Below are 15768 nucleotides of genomic sequence, written 5' to 3' on the forward strand. Positions count from 1 at the left end.
ACCAACTGGTCCGACAGTCGGACCAGTTGCTCGCGCTCGGGCCCGGAGGGTCTCCTGGCTGGAGGTCGCCGGGCCTACTCCGTCCAGGAGATCCGGAACGTGGCCTCGCCGCTGGGACCGCTGGCGGCGAGCGTCACCAAGATCCCCTTCGCACCCGCCCGCTCCAGGGCCTCGGTGAGCAGGCCCCGGAAGTAGGCGGTGCGCAGGGCGTAGTTGAACCACAGCTCGTAGGTGCTCGGCCCCACCTTGCGCAGGCGCGTCTCGGTGTAGTTGTTGGCGCTGCGGAAGTTGCGGCTCATGCGCTCGAGCGTGCGGTGCGGCCCGAGCAGCTTCGTCACCGAGAACACCGCCTTGCCCATCAGCGTCTCCTGGTAGGCGCGCATGAAGGCCCGGCCCAGCTCGAAGCCCGCCTCCTCCTGGGGCATGTCCGGCCAGAGCCGCCCGGTGATGAAGTCGATGAGCGCGGTGTACGTCTCCACCGGGTACGCGGGCAGCAGCGGCTTGCGCGGATCGACTCCCAGCGCCGTCAGCCCGGAGAGGTGCTCGGGCGGTACGGGTTGTCCCAGCACCCGGAGATTGCTCTGCACCGTGTAATCGAAGATGAGCTTCTGCATCGCGCCGCCCACACTACCACTGGGAGTGTGTCCGTGACGTCTACTCGACACTCGGTCAACTGGCCGCGCCGGCCATGGCGCACCGCGGCGAGGCTCACTCCTCGTCGTCGTCGAGCCGGCCCCGGGCGGTGAGCACCCGGTCGATCATCAGCTCGTGGAGGGCGTAGAGGGGGCGGGCCACCTCCTCGCCCTCGAGGACGGAGAGGGCCCCGGCGATGGCCTCCACGGTGGACATGCCATAGGGGTGGGGCGAGCGGCGCAGGCGCCGGGACTCCGGGCGGGGAGGAGGCAGGGAGAGCCCCGGCAGGCGGCGCAGCTCGGGGAGGCGCTGGTACATGCGCCGGGCCTGGGTCCAGTTGCCATCCAGCACCACCAGCCGCTCGGGCGGAGGCGTGCCGGGAGGGGGCGGCTGGGCATCCGGGAAGAGCAGCCAGGTGCCCGGCGCGGTGAGCACCGAGACGTCGAAGGGGGGCTGGCCCGGGGCCCCATAGGTGAGGATGTGGCACTGCGTGAGGGCGAGCCCCGCCAGCCGCGCCGTGTTGGTGGACTTGTTGGCTTCCTTGTTGTGACGGATGACGAGGAAGCGGGTGCGCGTCTCCAACCGGGGCACCTCGGCGCAGAGGCAGAGGGCGGTGGGCAGGTAGCAACCGGGACAGCGGCCGGCGAGATCCGCCGGGGTACGGGACCTCATTTGCCCTGACGATAACGCTGCATCAACTCGCGGGCCTCGCGCAGCTTGGACTCGACGAAGCGGTCCTCGGCGTCCATCTCCTCGTCGGCTTCCAGGCCGAGGTGGAAGAGGGCCGAGAGGCTGGCCGGGTTGACGTCGAGCCACTCGGCGGTGCGGTCGAGCACGTTGCGGCGGCGGCCGGCGAAGGTCTCGGGGCTCTCGTCGGGGAGGCAGCGGCAGATGCGGGCCGAGTCGCTGCCCACGTCCACGTAGAGGCCGAGCACCTCGGTGTCGAGCTCGGTGGCGATGGCGGAGGCGGCCTCGGTGACATGGGCGGCCAGGGCGTGCGCGGCGGAGCGCTCGGTCATGGAACGCACCAGGTAGACGCGCCAGCCGGCCTCTCCGAGCGTGCCGGCGGCCTCGAGGGGCGCGAGCTCGGCGGGTGGGGCGGAGATGCGCGTGAGGACGCGGCGCACGGGAGCCTCGATGTGCTCGAGCTGGGCGCTCGAGGTCGGGCAGAAGAAGACGACGCGGTACTCGCGGCTATCGACGGAGGGTTCCATGAGGGTACTGCTCCCGCGGGCACGGACGGGGCCAGCCAAAGAGGACCACTCCCCCGGCCTGGAGCGCAAGCGGGGAATTGAGGGAGTGCGAGGGGACTGCTACACGGGAGGCATGTCCATCACGCTCTATATCAAGAACGGTTGAACGGGTTGTAAGTCAGCGCGGGAGTTTCTCGCGCAGAAAGAAGTGCGGGCGGAAGTCCGGGAGTTGGTGAAGAAGCCGTTGAGCGAGGCCGAGGTCCGGGCGCTGGCGGCGAGGATGGGAGGGGTCCGGGAGCTGATCGCCCCCAAGAGGAAGGGGGAGCTGGCGGCGCTGGGGGAGGAGGAGCTGGTGAAGCACCTGGCGGCGAACCCGAACCACGTGCGCAGACCGTTGATCGACACGGGGAGCCAGCTGTTGGGGGGCTTCACCGCGGAGGTCCGGGCCGCGCTGGAGAAGCAACTGAAGAAGTAGGAATCCCCACCCAAGACCCCCACTCAACAACTCCTCCCTCTCCCCCCGGGAGAGGGTCGGGGTGAGGGTATGCGTCCCCGTTCTCCACTCCGTGCCTCACTCCGTTTCCCCGAACCTCACGGGTCACCCCGTACCCGTGGGAGCCGCAACAGGTTGCACAGGAGTCCGTGCCTCACTGGCGACCCAGGCGCCGGAGGCGAGGACAATCACCCCACCCAGCAGCCCGAGGGGTCCGAGGGCCTCGCCGAAGACGAGCACGCCGACGAGGGCGGCGGTGAGGGGCTCCAGGTAGGTGAGGGCGCCGGCGGTGGCGGTGGGGACGTGGCGGAGTCCGGCATAGAACAGGCTGTTGCCGGCGATGCCGCACAAAAGGGTACCGGCGGCGACCTGAAGCGCACGGGCGTCGAGTGCGGGAGGCAATGCGCCGCGTCCGAAGAAGAGCAACAGGAGGAGGCCGGAGGGGACGGAGTGGAGGGAGTTGATGGCCAGGGGAGAGAAGGAGCGGGCGGCCTCCTTGGAGGCGAGGACGTTGGCCATGAAGAAGAAGGCGCTGGCGCCGCCGAGGAGGGCGGTCCAGGGGTCGGCGAGGCCGCCCTGGGGAGTGCCGAGGATGAGGGCGAGCCCCACGAGGGTCAGCGGCGCCCCCAGCAGGGCGCGGGGGGAGCGGCGCTCGTGGAGGATCCAGGGGGAGGCGAGGGCGATGAGGAGGGGGGCGAGGTAGTGGGTGAGGACGGCGACGGTGACGGGCCCGCGCTGGACGGCGGCGAAGTAGAGGGCGGCGTTGGCGGCATCGCACACCGCGAGGACGCCGAGCGCGAGGGTGGCGCGGCGGTCGCGGAAGGCCTCGCGGCGGAAGACGAAGGGGGCGGGCAGGGCCATGACGGCCATGACGAGCAGGGCGCTCTGAGGGCCGGAGAGCCCCGCGGGCCGCAGGACGAGCGGCCAGCATCCCCAGAGGAGGGTCCCCAGGGCGACCATGACGAAGGACTTCACGACGGCTCCAGACGGGTGGGGGCGCACGGGCCCCGAGGCGGGCGCGGAGCGTAACCGAGCCGCCGGTGGGACGCGCGGACGGAACGGACACGGCCCCTGGCCGGAAGCCCGGGGAGCGGGCGGGGCGGCTCAGCCGATGCGGCCGATCTCCGCGCCGCGCTCGTAGACGGTGATGGGGCCGTCCTCGGAGACGTTGATGGCCACGCCGCGGAAGCTGGCGCGCCAGGCGGCGAGGGCACGGGCCCCGGGCATGCTGGGCTCGCGCACGCCGAGCCGGGCGATCTCCTTGGGACTGGAGACCATGCAGGCGATGTCGAGCACGCTGCCGTCCTGGTCGAGCACGACGGCGCCATCGGTGGCGGCGGCGGCGGTGATGACCTGGCGCTGGGCCCAGATGGAGATGTTCTGCCCGCGGAGACTGCGCCGCAGGTGGCTGTTGGCGGCCAGGGGGTGGCCGTGGTCGGGGATGAGATCGGTGAGCTCCTGGCGCGAGTCGAGCAGACAGAAGAGGGCGCCGGTGCGCTCGTAGGCCAGGTCCATGGCGGCGCGGAGCACGCCGATGACGACGTCCTCGCGGAAGCGCGCGGAGATGCGCTCGTGGAGGGCCTCGTAGTCGAGCACGCGCCAGTGGCCGTGGGACTTCTGGAAGACGGAGCCCTTGCCACTGAGGATGAAGAGGTCGTTCTGGGGCGAGGTCACCAGCGCCACGTCGTGGGCGGCATGGGCGAGCACGGCCTGGACGGGGACGAGCGTCTCGTGGGGGGCGTAGCGCAGGGCGGCGTCATTGCGGTCCACCTCGGCCAGCGAGATGAAGCCGATGATGGAGCCGGACTGCATGCTGGCGAGCAGGCCAACGCGGCGGCCGTCCACGACGGTGCGGATCCACTTCTCCTTCAGCAGGGCGTTCTCGATGGAGAGGCCGCCGGGCAGGGGGATGAACTTGTTCTGGAGCTTCTGGACGAGCCGGTTGGCCTTGCGGGCGATGATGAGGCAGTGGCGGACGTTGCGGCCCTCGTAGGTGAGGGCCATGGAGTCCTCCATGGCGCGCACCCAGTTGGACATCTTGTGGGGCCGGTAGTTGAGGTAGCGGGCCACGGCGCGGCGCAGACGCGTCTGCTCGAGCGCGGCCCAGTGCTCGTCGAGGGAGCGCGCGGAGCTGACGTGGGTCAGGTCGTCATTGAAGACGCGGCAGAAGGAGCGGGCGAAGTGGCTGTCGCTCACGCGCACGGGGCGGCGCAGGTCGATGAGGAGTCCGGCCTGGGGCGTGGGCTGATCGAAGTAGAGGAGCGCGGCGAGGCGGCGCTCGTCGAGCGGGAGCACCTTGGGCTTGAGCGCGGCGCGCGGGCCGAGCTCTTCCACGTGCGCGGCGAGCTCGTCCGACGAGAGCGAGGACGTGGTGCTGCCGGGGAAGATGTCCTTGAAGGCGGTGGCCAGCGAGGCGAGAGCATCGATGACGACCAGGGGCCTGCGCGTTCGCATCGGAAACCCATTCTAGACAGGCCGGAGGGAGTTCCCCCACAAAACGGAAGGGGTCCTCAACCGGCCGCGGCCACCGTGGCGGGCTGCTCGACCGCCGGTCCGACGAGCGACTTCCGCTCCCAGGCCCGGCTCCTCCAGCGGAACCAGAAGACGATGCCCCGCGTCCACTCGTCCGCCGCCACGGCGAGCCAGACGCCGGCCAGTCCCAGGTTCAGTTTGAAGACGAAGAAGTAGCCCAGGGACAGGCTCAGGCAGGCCATGGACAGGAAGCCCATGTACACGGTGAAGGTGGCGTCCCCGGCGGCCCGGAGGGCATTCACCAGGACGAGGTTGAAGGAGCGCCCCGTCTCCAGGAGGAGGCCCAGGACGATGACCTGGGACGTCAGCCGGAGGATGTCGTCATTGACCGTGAACAGCCCGACGAGGGGCTTGCGCAGCAAGATGGCGACCACGTCCACCAGGACGGTGATGGCCACGGCCCACTTCAGGCTGCGCAGGGCCTGCCGGTACGCCTCGTCCCGGCGGTTGGCCCCCACCAGCCGCCCGATGAGGATGGACGTCCCGATGCCGATGGCGAGGCTGAACAGGAAGACATACTGGGAGATGGCGTGGGCGTACTGCCGGGACGCCAGGGCCGCGGAGCCGAGCCAGGTGACGTAGTACAGGAACACCGTCTGGCACGCGTGGTAGGTCATCTGCTCGACGGCGGAGGGGACGCCCACCTTGAGGATCTTCCGGATGTAGTCGCCGGGGAAGGTCACGTAATCCCGAGGCGCCATCCGGACATCCATCACCCGGTAGAGCATCCAGATGAAGACGGCGAGCGCGACGGAGCGGCTCAGCACGGTGGAGATGGCGGCGCCGGCCACGCCCAGCTCCGGGAAGCCGGCCTTGCCGAAGATGAGCAGGGAGTTGCCGAGCACGTGCACCACGTTCATGCCCAGCGAGACGTACATGGACTGCCGGGTGAAGCCGTAGGTGCGGATCAGGCTGGAGAAGACGTTGATGAGCGCCTGGATGAAGAGGAATCCACCCGCGATGCCCATGTACGTGCGCGCATGGGCGAGCACCGGACCCTGCAGGTTCATGTGGGTCAGGATGGCGTCGCCGAACAGCAGCAGGCCCGCGCTGACGGCGAGCCCGAGCAGGAAGTTGAGCGTGATGGCGACGGCGGAGATCCGTGCGGCCTCCTGAGCCCTCCGGGCGCCGATGTACTGGGCCACGACGATGGAGGCACCGTTGCTGATGACCTCCATGATGAGGATGCACAGGAAGATGTACTGATTGACGACGCCGACGGCGGAGACGGCATCGTCGGAGACACCGCTGAGCATCAGCGTGTCCGCCGTGCCCATCATCATGAACAGCAGGAACTCGAGGAAGATGGGCCACGTCAGCTGCAACAGCCCCAGAGCGGGTTGTCCCGATGGCGTCCCAGGGTGTACGGCCGTCTCGTTCGTCACGCGCGGGCGTTTCTCATGACCGCGCCCCGGCGTCGAGTGCGCAATAGGCGCTTGTCCGCCGGGTTGCTCACTCCACCGCGGCGGCCCCGCGTCCCGCCACGTCGGCCCAGCTCAGTCCGAAGCGGGTGAGATATTTCCGCAGCCGGTCCGCGTCGTTGACGCTCTTCTTCTGCGCCCGTGACTGCGCGAACAGGGACCGCCCCGCGTCGGACAGGGTTCGCGCCTGCCGGCACACGGCGAGCACCTCCGCGAGCTGCGCCCTGTCGAACCGGTCCAGCGCCTCGGTGCGCTCCTCCCCGAGCACCTCCACCACGAGGTTCACCGCCGCCGCCTGCTGCTTCGGCCCGCTCTTCGCCCAGGCGGCGCGCAGCCGTTCGATTTCCTCGTCAACGCCCTCACGGGTGATGCGACCGCCGGGCGCGAGCGTCGCCATTCGCAGCACCGCCGCGTTGAGATCCCGGAAGTTGCCGCTCCAGCGCGCCTCGGGCGAGGTGGCGAAGCGCAGGAAGTGCTCCTGTGCCTCCTTGTTCATCGTCACCCGCGTCTCCAGCACCCGTGAGGCCTGGTCCAGCTCGTAGAGGAGGTTGGGCGGGATGTCCTCGGGCCGCTCGCGCAGGGGCGGCAGCCGGAAGGTCCACAGGTTGATGCGCGCCAACAGGTCCTCCCGGAAGCGCCCGCGCTCCACCTCGGCCTGCAAGTCCCGGTTGGTGCCGGCGATCAGCTGGAAGTCACTCTCCGCCTCCTTGTCCGAGCCCACCGGCAGGAAGCGCTTGTCCTCGAGCGCCCGCAGCAGCATGGCCTGCTCGTCCGCGCCCAGCTCGCCAATCTCATCCAGGAACAGCACGCCGCCGTTCGCCTGGCGCAGCAACCCGGGCCGGTCCCCCACCGCTCCGGTGAAGGCACCCTTCACGTGGCCGAAGAGCGCGGACATGGCCCCATCCCCGCGCAGCGTGGCGCAGTTGATGTCCACGAACGGGCCGCTCACGTGCCGCCGTGTCTTCTTCAACTGGTAGATGCGTCTGGCGAGCTGCGACTTGCCCGCCCCCGTGGGCCCCGTGAGCAGCAGCGGTGCGCGCGAGCTCGTGGCCACCTGTTCAATCCGCTCGATGAGCCGGTTGAAGGCCGGGTTGAGCGTGTCGATGCCCGCCTTGAGGAAGGACAGGCCCTCGCGCTGCTCCTGCTCGAAGCGCCGGGCCAGCGTGTCGTACTGGGAGAGGTCCAGGTCGATGATGGCATGCACGCCCGGTCTCCCCTGGTCCCGGACGCCCTGGGGCGGTGAGGTCTGAATCAGCCGCCCGGGGATGTGCCGGCTCTCCACCAGGAGGAACATGGAGATCTGCACGATGTGCGTCCCGGTGGTGATGTGGACGAGGTAGTCCTCGTGCTCGGGGTGGAAGGGGTAGGCCTTCGCGTAGTCGAGCAGCGCGCCGTACGTCTCCTCCAGGTCCCACGGGTTGCGGATGTTCAACTCGGTGGTGCGCACCCGCGTCTCCGGTGACACCTGGGCGATGTCCTCCACCACCGTCCGGACGAGCTCGGCATATCCCGGCAGCGAGAGCAGTTCGAACCGGTGCACCAGCAGGTCCTCCTGCTGGCACAGCCCCACGGTGGGGCGCCACTTCTCCCACCGCCTGGGCCCCCGCCCCGCGTCCAGCGTCGTGCCCAGCATCCCGAGTACCACCGTCTCGCGCGTCCGCGTCTTCGCCATACGGATAGGACTTTATCCCAATGGATAGGAAAAGGGGCGGGGAAGGGTGGCCCTCCCTCGGAAAGGGGCTGGCACGCGCCCTGCTCTACCTCCTCGCGTGCCCGGGACGGCCCGGGCGAACGGACTGAAGGAGACGGTCATGCAGACGCAGCGCAACTACGAGGTTCTGTCGAACGAGGCGGGTGGGGTTCCCATCAAGGCGTGGACGGTGGGCGTGCCGTTCGAGGACGAGGCGAAGAAGCAGCTGCGCGCGATGGCGTCCCTGCCGTTCATCCACAAGTGGGTCGCCGTGATGCCGGACGTGCACCGCGGCTTCGGCGCGACGGTGGGGAGCGTGGTGGCGACGGCGGGCGCGGTGATTCCGGCGGCGGTGGGCGTGGACATCGGCTGCGGGATGATCGCCGTGCGCACGACGCTGCGCGCGGAGCAGCTCCCGGACTCGCTGGGGAAGGTGCGCTCGGCCATCGAGAAGGCGGTGCCGCACGGCCGCACGGACAACGGCGGCCGCAATGACCGGGGTGCGTGGCAGGACGCGCCCGCGATGCACCGCGAGGCGTGGGCGCGCCTGAAGCCCGGCTATGACGCCATCCTGGAGAAGCACCCGCGCCTGGGCCGTGGCCCGGACCTGGGTCACCTCGGGACGCTGGGGACGGGGAACCACTTCATCGAGGTGTGCCTGGATGAGTCCGGCCAGGTGTGGCTGATGCTGCACAGCGGCTCGCGCGGGGTGGGGAACCGGATTGGAAGCCACTTCATCGAGCTGGCGAAGGAGGACATGCAGCGCTTCTTCATCCACCTGCCGGAGAAGGACCTGGCGTACCTGCCCGAGGGGACGGAGTACTTCGAGGACTACCTGCACGCGGTGAGCTGGGCGCAGGAGTACGCGGCGATGAACCGCGAGCTGATGTTGCGCTCGGTGGTGGAGGCGCTGAAGGCGAGCGGTGAGCTGCCGGAGTTCGAGCTCACCGAGGCGGCGGTGAACTGCCACCACAACTACGTGGCGCGTGAGCACCACTACGGGAAGAACGTGTTCGTGACGCGGAAGGGTGCGGTGCGTGCGCGCGAGGGGGACCTCGGGATCATCCCCGGCAGCATGGGGGCGCGTTCGTACATCGTGCGAGGGAAGGGGAACGCGGAGGCCTTCCACTCGTGCAGCCACGGGGCGGGGCGGGTGATGTCGCGTGAGGCGGCGAAGCGGCGGTTCACGCTGGAGGACCACGCGAAGGCGACGGCGGGTATCGAGTGCCGCAAGGACGCGGAGGTCATCGACGAGACGCCGGGTGCGTACAAGCCGATCGACGCGGTGATGACGGCGCAGGCGGACCTGGTGGAAGTGGTCCACACGCTGCGTCAGGTGGTGTGCGTGAAGGGTTGAGGGGAGTGCACGAAGGGGGTTCCCGACGAAGGAGGGCCACATGAGGGGATAGAGACATCGAGATGCCCGCTCTCTCCGAGACTTCGGTCGCCAGGATGAGGGAGCGGGCATCGCTACGTGCGGGAGCCCCCTCTCCCTCTGGGAGAGGGCTGGGGTGAGGGTCTACGCTGCGTGGGTCGCAGTGGGTTCTGGGAGATTTCGAGATGATTCGCATCGACGGTTCGAAGGGAGAGGGCGGAGGACAGGTGCTGCGCACGTCGCTGGCGCTGTCGCTGGTGACGGGGAAGCCCTTCCAGATGGTGAATATCCGGGCGGGGCGCTCGAAGCCGGGGCTGTTGCGGCAGCACCTGACGGCGGTGAAGGCGGCGGCGGCGGTGGGGGAGGCGGAGCTGGAGGGGGCGGCGCTGCACTCGAAGGAGCTGACGTTCCGGCCGAAGGCCCTTCAGTCCGGGGACTACCACTTCGCGGTGGGGACGGCGGGGAGCGCGACGCTGGTGCTGCAGACGGTGCTGCCGGCGCTGCTGGCGGCGAGCGGGCCGTCGACGCTGGTGCTCGAGGGAGGGACGCACAACCCGGCGGCGCCGCCGTTCGACTTCCTGACGAAGGCGTACCTGCCGTTGGTGCGGCGGATGGGGCCGGGCGTGGAGGCCACGCTGGAGCGGCATGGCTTCTTCCCGGCGGGGGGAGGGAGGTTCGAGGTGCTGGTGCAGCCGGCGCCGCTGAAGCCGTTGCATCTGATGGAGCGGGGGAACGTGGTGCGGCGGCAGGCGACGGCGATGATCGCGCAGGTGCCGTACGACGTGGCGAAGCGGGAGCTGGAGACGGTGGGGAGGAAGCTCGGGTGGCTGGTCGAGGAGCGGCGGGTGGAGGAGCTGAAGCGCTCGGCGGGGCCGGGGAACGTGGTGTGGCTGGAGGTGGAGAGCGAGCACGTCACGGAGGTGTTCACCGGGTTCGGTGAGCGGGGCGTGCGAGCGGAGGACATCGCGGAGGCCGTGTCGGAGGAGGCGCGGGTCTACCTGGAGGCCGGTGTGCCCGTGGGGGAACACCTGGCGGACCAGCTCATGCTGCTGCTGGCGCTGGCCCGAGGGGGCTCGTTCCGGACGCTGCCTCTCGATGGGCATGCGCAGACGCAGATCGAGACGTTCGCCCATTTCCTCGACGTGAAGGTCTCGGTCGAGGAGGTGTCACAGCAGGTGAGAGAGGTCTCGGTGCGGTGAGCGCTCTCGTGTCTGCCTTCACGTGTCGAAGCGGAAGGAGGTCTCGCCGGCGGAGGCGCGTGTTGCGAACTGCCGGCAGAACTCGTTCAGCGCGGAGTAGGGGGCGGTCGGCAGAACGTCTCGGAACTCCAGATGGGTCACGAGGCAGAAGAGCGTGACCTCCAGATAGCTCAGGTCCCGAGGCGGGAGTGCGGAGAGGATGGGCCTCGCGTTCTCCTCCAGCCACGACATCATGTTGACCAGCGACTGCCGCATTTTCGCGTGGTGGGTACTGCTGTCGGTGCCGGCGGCCTTGCCCATGATCAGGGACACTTCCGTCGACATGGCCTGAAGAACGAGCTCCTGTGCATTGGCAAGCAGCGGTTGATCGAGGTCCTCCGGCCAGACCACGCGAGGTCTGGGGTTCGACCGGCGCCATAGCTCGCGACAGACATTGAGAGAGCCGAACCAGACTCCCTGGGGCGTCTGCAAGCTCGGGATTTTGAGCGCGGGGTTGCCTCCGTAATCCTCCGAATTGGAGGACATGAGGTCTCGCACCACTCGCAGGGAGTAGTCGACGCGCATCTCCGCGGCGAAGATCCGCGTGACGCGCGTGAAGTGTGAACTCGAGCGGCCGATGATGACAGGCCTGGCGAGTTCTTCGAGCGCAGCTGGCATGCGTGTTCCTCCGATTGGGGAGTGGTACGAGGCCACCGTAGGCGTATCCCCGCGCGGTGCACAAGCCGGAAGGGGTCTGCTGCTGGGCCCAGGCGTCGGGTGGTTACGCGTCCTCGTCCTCGGTCTCCGCCGCTGCATCCTGCGCCTTCTCTTGAGCAGCAGTGCTCTTCATCTCTTCCCACTTCTTCAGGGCGGAGGCCACATGGTGGAGCGTGTGTCTCTTCAACCTCTTGTGATGCACCGCGAAGTAGTGCTCCCCGGCGATTGACACGAAGTCGAAAGGTGAGGCCGGGTGTTCCTTCAACCACGTTTCTGCGTCCGCACGGGTTTCAAATGATGGCGTCGTCGGAGGTATTCCTCTTGCCGCCAGTTCTCCGATGTATGGCTCGATGATGTAGTCACGGTAGATGAAGCGGGTGTTGTCCTCACGAGTATACACGGCCTGATAATACTCATCGCCAATGAGTATGTTCGCCGGGCTGGGTGGTTCCGCGGGCCCCTTCAGCCATGCCTCTGCTTCGTCGCGCGTCTTGAAGTAGGCAATGGCAAGCGGGGCATGATCGAGGCGGTTGTTGATGTAGTCCTCGCAAGCATCGAGCTGTCCCGTATCGGCGATGAAGTTGACCTGATGGATGATGAGGCGCGCCGCCTGCTTCTGTTCGGGCTCGAGGGTCTCGTCGAAAGCCTTCAGGAGAAGTTCCATGACCCTTTGCGAGATCGCCGCATCCTTTCGTTCTTCAAGCGCGGTGCTCACATGGGGGCGCGGCAGGGGGGCTGTTTGCTTGAGGTAGTCCTCAAACAGGTAGGCCTGGCCCGTTGCGCTGATGAAGTCCCTGTACGCCTTCACCTGGACCCAGAGCCGCTGTTCTTCTTTCTTGCCTTGGAGCCCCGCAGCGCGCCACCGAGATGAGGCGAAGCGTGCAGCGTCATTGAGAGAATCATGGATGCTCACGGGGCCACCTCCGCGACGCTGGTGGAGGGGAACCCCGAGGAGTTCTCCGCGAACAACACGAACGGCATCAGAATGAGGGCCGCTGCTCCCGCAGCGGTGCTTACGGCAACGAAGGCCACTCCGGCGATGATGATGACTGAGCCGGCGAGAATCTCCTCGCGGTGGGTCTTGAGCCAATCAAGCGCGGGCTCTATTGCATGGAACTCCGCAGCGTATTCTTCGGCCCAACTGCCTCTTCCCTTGTTACATAGAACCGCTTGTTGCAGGCAATGCCTCGGACACCACCAGCTTCTGGCGATGCGCCACGGCTGGGTTTTGACATCATCGTACTTCCATTGGCCGACCTGGATCGGTCTGCTGCTCGCAAGGCAGTCCTGCTCGCACTGGACTCGTCGGCCTTCGCAGTACGTCTCCAACCCCATTGAGGAGACGCGCACCATTGCTCGGTTTGAGTTCATCGCGCTCAGGGCGGATTGGAATTTCGCCAGATCGAAGTCCTTGAGCGGCTTCCAGTCGTGAGTGATTCGTCCATCCGGCGTCTCCTGGATGATGAGCGCGTACCTGGCCAGGTCATGCGGGCCGGTGGGTCCCTGGGCCGCGACAAGGGGTTGGGTCACGCTGCAGGCAACAAGGAGAAGACCGAGGCTCGACGCGATGAGCTTCTGTCCGAGCGTTTGGGTGGACATGCAGGATTCCCGGTGTGGTGTTCCAAGCATCCCTTTGATGCCCGGAGATGGAGAGCCTAGAGGGAGTGGAATGACGGCATACCTGAACTCTGCCGTGGGCGTTGCCTTTCATACCCTGGGGAGGGGATTCTTCCGTCCATGGAATCCAGGAGAATCAAGAGAATCGGCATGGTGGGCGGTGGTGCCATGGGCTGCGGCATCGCGCTCGAGTTCGCCACCGCGGGCCGGCAGGTGACGCTCTACAACACCCGCTCGGAGAGCAGCGCCCAGGCCCAGGTGCGCATCGAGCGCGATGCGGCGCTCATGGTGGAGACAGGCCCGAGCCCGGCGACAGCTGCCGCCCTCTGGCCCTTCGACTCACCGTCCCGGTGCGCTGAGATTCCGCGAACGGAGCGAGAAGGTCCGCTCCTCCGTGCGCGGGCCGCTGGTGAGCCCCGTGGCCTGGGTATGCTTGAATAGGCTCGTGGCCGACTTCACCGAAGAGCAGATGGATTCCGCGCTCCACCTCGCCAGCCAGGAGCTGTCCTTCCCCTCGTACTACGAGCCCTGTGTCCGGCCCCTCCTGCGCAACCCCGAGGGCCATTGGCCCCGGTGCTGTGCCGGGGGTTGTGAGCCTTGTGCCCAGACGTTGATCCGCGTGGCCCTGCGCACGCTGGAGATTCTGGGCACTCCCCGCGTCACCCCCATTCCGGAGTGGTGAGCACGGGGGCGCGGTGAAGCCTCAGTAGGCCCTCCGAGCCAACCCGGTTGGGCTCGATACCCTCACCCCGTCCCTCTCCCGAGGGGAGAGGGGAAATTGTTGGCGGCGAATTGTGGGTAGCCAGGGGATGGGGACTGCTCCTCGCTACGGTTTCAGAACAGGCGCACGCCCAGGCCCAGGCGCACTCCGTAGCCCAGCCTCGTCTGCGGCACCCCTCGCAGCTCCTTGAACACGTCCACCCCCAGCTCGCCCACCGCCGACAGCGACAGGTCCTCGCCCAGGTAGATCTCCGCTCCGCCCCCCGCCATCGGCTTCACCCTCCACGTCCCCGCAGGGCTCAGCCCCAGCTCGTACGGCACCTCCACCAGCCCCACCGCCGTCACCGTCTCCGCCACCTTCCAGCTCGCCACCACCGCCGGGTTCAACCGCAGGAACCACCCCTCCAGGTTCTGCTCGTCGAAGTACCGGCTCCCCGTGTTCCCCGTCACCCCCAACCCCAGCTCCGGCGCCACCGCCCACGCTCCGCTCGTCCACACCTGCCGCCTCGCCACCCCCTCCGCCGTCACCGCCAGCCGCAGATAGTCGAACCGCGCCCGTCCCCCCACCTCCCAGCCCCCCGTCCCCTGCCGGTACGCCGCTCCCACCTCCGGCACCCCCACCCACCCGGAGAGCGCCGTCGCCCCATCGGGCAACGCCGCCGGCGCCACCACCGCTCCGAAGTTCTCCCGCTTCTCCTCCAGCCTCACCGCCTCCGCCGTCGGGGCCGTCGTCTCTTGCGCCGCCGCCATCAGCGGCGTGAGCACACACACCAGCATCAGTCGCGTCATAGGCCGCCCACTCTGGCTCCTCGCCCCCCGGCCCGTCGAGCGTTTCCTGCCCCTCCTGCTGCCGCTTACCCAACAATTTCAAGCCCTTGGCTTCCCGTCACGGGCTCGTGTCAGATAGGACCGGGTGTACTCTCGTTTCGTGATAGTCTTATTTCTCAGAGTATCGTAGTTTTTTGTCCGTAGTGGATGCCCGGCTTCTCCCAGGATCGCCGCTCCAGGAGTTCCCCATGGCCGACAGCTCGCACCGCGCCACCATCCTCGAGCCCGCCCCTTCCTCCGTCTCCGCCGACGTCAGCCCCCGGCGGCGCTCCACCCGTTTCCGCCCCCGCGTCCTGCTCGTCGAGCCCGACAAGGACGCGCGCGCCTCCCTCGCCCTGGGCCTCGTCAGTGCCGGCTTCGAGGTGCTCGCCGCCCCCGCCCTCGAGGACATCCTCGGGGAGCTGGGCGAGGGCCGCCCGTTGCCCCACCTCGTCATCGCTCCCGTGGTGCCCCTCGGCGACGGGCTGGACGGCTTCACCTTCTGCGAGCGGCTGCGCGCCGACGCCCGCACCGAGCACCTCCCGGTGTACCTCCTCTCGCGCCACGAGGAGCCCCACCACCGCCCCCGCGCCGAGGCCGTGCGCGCGGATGACTACCTCCTGCAGCCCCTGCCTCCGCGGGTGGTGGTGTCCCTCGCGCGTCTGAAGGCCGGCCGCAGCGCCTTCGCCCCCGCCTACGAGGCCCATACCGTCCGCATGCCCCTGGCCCAGGTGCTCCACGCCCTGCTGTGTGGCTCGCGCTCCGGCCGCATCGAGCTGCGCGACAACGAGGGCTGGCTCTCCTTCCACCAGGGCCACGTGGTGGACGCCTCCTTCGAGGGCGAGCGCGGCCTCACCGCCATCCGCCGCCTGCTCCTCTTCGGCTCGGGCGCCTACGCCGTCTCCTTCGCCGAGGTGCTCGCCGAGGGGAAGCTCCTGCTCACCCTGAAGATCTACGCCTCGCTGCTCCTGCCCGCCGCCGAGCGCTTCGCCGCCCTCTGTGCCCTGGGCATCCCCCTGTCCGCGCGGCTCGTGGTGGACTTCAAGCGGCTGGCGGACGTCCTCAAGTCCCTGCCCGATGACGTGGGCCCGGTGCTCCGCCTCTTCGATGGCCAGCGCACCGTGCACACCGCCCTGCTGGAGTGCTCCCTGCCCGAGGTCACCACCCTGGAGGTGGTGACGTGCCTCTACGCCCAGGGCGTGCTGGTGCCCGCCAACCTCATCGCCGAGCGCGAGCCGGTGCCCCAGTCCATTCCGCCCTTCTTCGAGCCGGTGCTCTCTTCCGGGGCCCTCGAGGAAGAGGAGGCGCCCTTCTCCGAGGCGTTCGAGGTGCCGGGCTCCTCCCGGGCGGCCTGAAGCGGGCCTGGACCGGTCCCACGCCGGAGGTTAGAAG

17 protein-coding genes are annotated in these 15768 nt (G+C 68.6%); 6 read left to right on the forward strand and 11 right to left on the reverse strand.

The genetic code is table 11. The features are described 5' to 3' along the window. Window positions 1-74 precede the first annotated feature (74 nt). The 3 genes from VFZ09_RS12135 to VFZ09_RS12145 form a co-directional block, all read right to left on the reverse strand. Complete coding sequence (locus VFZ09_RS12135; RefSeq protein WP_329727689.1) at window positions 75-614, reverse strand: DUF2378 family protein; 540 nt, start codon at window positions 612-614, stop codon at window positions 75-77. A 94-nt stretch (window positions 615-708) separates the two neighbouring features. Then, window positions 709-1305 carry a tRNA-uridine aminocarboxypropyltransferase gene (locus VFZ09_RS12140; protein WP_329727690.1) on the reverse strand — a complete coding sequence of 199 codons (597 nt, stop codon included), beginning with the start codon at window positions 1303-1305 and terminating at the stop codon, window positions 709-711. Next, complete coding sequence (locus VFZ09_RS12145; protein ID WP_329727691.1) at window positions 1302-1847, reverse strand: hypothetical protein; 546 nt, start codon at window positions 1845-1847, stop codon at window positions 1302-1304. Before VFZ09_RS12145 ends, VFZ09_RS12140 begins: the two co-directional genes overlap by 4 nt. Window positions 1848-2058: 211 nt before the next feature. Between VFZ09_RS12145 and VFZ09_RS12150 the strand changes: the two genes are divergently transcribed. Then, window positions 2059-2301 carry a hypothetical protein gene (locus tag VFZ09_RS12150; RefSeq protein ID WP_329727692.1) on the forward strand — a complete coding sequence of 81 codons (243 nt, stop codon included), beginning with the start codon at window positions 2059-2061 and terminating at the stop codon, window positions 2299-2301. A 123-nt stretch (window positions 2302-2424) separates the two neighbouring features. Here the strand turns inward: VFZ09_RS12150 and VFZ09_RS12155 are convergent, their stop codons facing one another. The 4 genes from VFZ09_RS12155 to rtcR form a co-directional block, all read right to left on the reverse strand. Continuing rightward, a complete protein-coding gene (locus VFZ09_RS12155; protein ID WP_329727693.1) occupies window positions 2425-3294 on the reverse strand; it encodes a DMT family transporter in 870 nt (289 codons plus the stop codon). A gap of 129 nt (window positions 3295-3423) precedes the next feature. Next, the gene (locus VFZ09_RS12160; protein ID WP_329727694.1) at window positions 3424-4773 is read right to left on the reverse strand and encodes a hypothetical protein; all 1350 of its coding nucleotides are present in this window, start codon (window positions 4771-4773) and stop codon (window positions 3424-3426) included. Window positions 4774-4829: 56 nt separating this feature from the next. Continuing rightward, a complete protein-coding gene (locus tag VFZ09_RS12165; protein ID WP_329727695.1) occupies window positions 4830-6236 on the reverse strand; it encodes an MATE family efflux transporter in 1407 nt (468 codons plus the stop codon). Between the two features lie 67 nt (window positions 6237-6303). Further along, window positions 6304-7944 (reverse strand): RNA repair transcriptional activator RtcR, encoded by a 1641-nt coding sequence (gene rtcR, locus VFZ09_RS12170; protein WP_329727696.1) that lies wholly within the window; start codon window positions 7942-7944, stop codon window positions 6304-6306. A gap of 139 nt (window positions 7945-8083) precedes the next feature. Here rtcR and VFZ09_RS12175 point away from each other — a divergent pair, with 139 nt between their 5' ends. Together VFZ09_RS12175 and rtcA are read left to right on the forward strand one after the other, a co-directional pair. Then, complete coding sequence (locus tag VFZ09_RS12175; RefSeq protein ID WP_329727697.1) at window positions 8084-9319, forward strand: RtcB family protein; 1236 nt, start codon at window positions 8084-8086, stop codon at window positions 9317-9319. A 203-nt stretch (window positions 9320-9522) separates the two neighbouring features. After that, a complete protein-coding gene (gene rtcA, locus VFZ09_RS12180) occupies window positions 9523-10536 on the forward strand; it encodes an RNA 3'-terminal phosphate cyclase (protein ID WP_329727698.1) in 1014 nt (337 codons plus the stop codon). Window positions 10537-10554: 18 nt separating this feature from the next. Here the strand turns inward: rtcA and VFZ09_RS12185 are convergent, their stop codons facing one another. From VFZ09_RS12185 to VFZ09_RS12195, 3 genes are all read right to left on the reverse strand, one after another. Next, window positions 10555-11193, reverse strand: coding sequence for a glutathione S-transferase N-terminal domain-containing protein (locus tag VFZ09_RS12185; protein ID WP_329727699.1), 639 nt, complete (start codon window positions 11191-11193; stop codon window positions 10555-10557). Between the two features lie 103 nt (window positions 11194-11296). Beyond that, window positions 11297-12145 carry a hypothetical protein gene (locus tag VFZ09_RS12190; RefSeq protein ID WP_329727700.1) on the reverse strand — a complete coding sequence of 283 codons (849 nt, stop codon included), beginning with the start codon at window positions 12143-12145 and terminating at the stop codon, window positions 11297-11299. Then, complete coding sequence (locus tag VFZ09_RS12195) at window positions 12142-12831, reverse strand: hypothetical protein (protein ID WP_329727701.1); 690 nt, start codon at window positions 12829-12831, stop codon at window positions 12142-12144. Before VFZ09_RS12195 ends, VFZ09_RS12190 begins: the two co-directional genes overlap by 4 nt. Window positions 12832-12969: 138 nt before the next feature. Here VFZ09_RS12195 and VFZ09_RS12200 point away from each other — a divergent pair, with 138 nt between their 5' ends. Both VFZ09_RS12200 and VFZ09_RS12205 read left to right on the forward strand, forming a co-directional pair. Continuing rightward, a complete protein-coding gene (locus VFZ09_RS12200; protein WP_329727702.1) occupies window positions 12970-13290 on the forward strand; it encodes a 3-hydroxyacyl-CoA dehydrogenase NAD-binding domain-containing protein in 321 nt (106 codons plus the stop codon). A gap of 28 nt (window positions 13291-13318) precedes the next feature. Next, on the forward strand, window positions 13319-13531 hold the full coding sequence (locus tag VFZ09_RS12205) for a hypothetical protein (RefSeq protein ID WP_329727775.1): 213 nt from the start codon (window positions 13319-13321) through the stop codon (window positions 13529-13531). 152 nt (window positions 13532-13683) lie between these two features. Here the strand turns inward: VFZ09_RS12205 and VFZ09_RS12210 are convergent, their stop codons facing one another. Further along, window positions 13684-14358: a hypothetical protein gene (locus tag VFZ09_RS12210; RefSeq protein ID WP_329727703.1), complete on the reverse strand. Its 675-nt coding sequence runs from the start codon at window positions 14356-14358 to the stop codon at window positions 13684-13686. A gap of 227 nt (window positions 14359-14585) precedes the next feature. Between VFZ09_RS12210 and VFZ09_RS12215 the strand changes: the two genes are divergently transcribed. Beyond that, complete coding sequence (locus tag VFZ09_RS12215; RefSeq protein ID WP_329727704.1) at window positions 14586-15731, forward strand: response regulator; 1146 nt, start codon at window positions 14586-14588, stop codon at window positions 15729-15731. Window positions 15732-15768 lie beyond the last annotated feature (37 nt).

Origin of the sequence: Archangium sp., from assembly GCF_036277355.1 — a bacterium.
In the GTDB taxonomy this organism is placed as follows: Bacteria; Myxococcota; Myxococcia; order Myxococcales; family Myxococcaceae; genus Archangium.

What these genes read in the sequence shown, in the direction of transcription:
- VFZ09_RS12175 (WP_329727697.1), top strand. Translation starts at nt 8,084, where the DNA reads ATGCAGACGCAGCGCAACTACGAGGTTCTGTCGAACGAGGCGGGTGGG.
- VFZ09_RS12215 (WP_329727704.1), top strand. Translation starts at nt 14,586, where the DNA reads ATGGCCGACAGCTCGCACCGCGCCACCATCCTCGAGCCCGCCCCTTCC.
- VFZ09_RS12200 (WP_329727702.1), top strand. Translation starts at nt 12,970, where the DNA reads ATGGAATCCAGGAGAATCAAGAGAATCGGCATGGTGGGCGGTGGTGCC.
- VFZ09_RS12145 (WP_329727691.1), bottom strand. Translation starts at nt 1,847, where the DNA reads ATGGAACCCTCCGTCGATAGCCGCGAGTACCGCGTCGTCTTCTTCTGC.
- VFZ09_RS12195 (WP_329727701.1), bottom strand. Translation starts at nt 12,831, where the DNA reads ATGTCCACCCAAACGCTCGGACAGAAGCTCATCGCGTCGAGCCTCGGT.
- VFZ09_RS12185 (WP_329727699.1), bottom strand. Translation starts at nt 11,193, where the DNA reads ATGCCAGCTGCGCTCGAAGAACTCGCCAGGCCTGTCATCATCGGCCGC.
- VFZ09_RS12135 (WP_329727689.1), bottom strand. Translation starts at nt 614, where the DNA reads ATGCAGAAGCTCATCTTCGATTACACGGTGCAGAGCAATCTCCGGGTG.
- rtcA (WP_329727698.1), top strand. Translation starts at nt 9,523, where the DNA reads ATGATTCGCATCGACGGTTCGAAGGGAGAGGGCGGAGGACAGGTGCTG.
- VFZ09_RS12205 (WP_329727775.1), top strand. Translation starts at nt 13,319, where the DNA reads ATGGATTCCGCGCTCCACCTCGCCAGCCAGGAGCTGTCCTTCCCCTCG.
- VFZ09_RS12140 (WP_329727690.1), bottom strand. Translation starts at nt 1,305, where the DNA reads ATGAGGTCCCGTACCCCGGCGGATCTCGCCGGCCGCTGTCCCGGTTGC.
- VFZ09_RS12160 (WP_329727694.1), bottom strand. Translation starts at nt 4,773, where the DNA reads ATGCGAACGCGCAGGCCCCTGGTCGTCATCGATGCTCTCGCCTCGCTG.
- rtcR (WP_329727696.1), bottom strand. Translation starts at nt 7,944, where the DNA reads ATGGCGAAGACGCGGACGCGCGAGACGGTGGTACTCGGGATGCTGGGC.
- VFZ09_RS12210 (WP_329727703.1), bottom strand. Translation starts at nt 14,358, where the DNA reads ATGACGCGACTGATGCTGGTGTGTGTGCTCACGCCGCTGATGGCGGCG.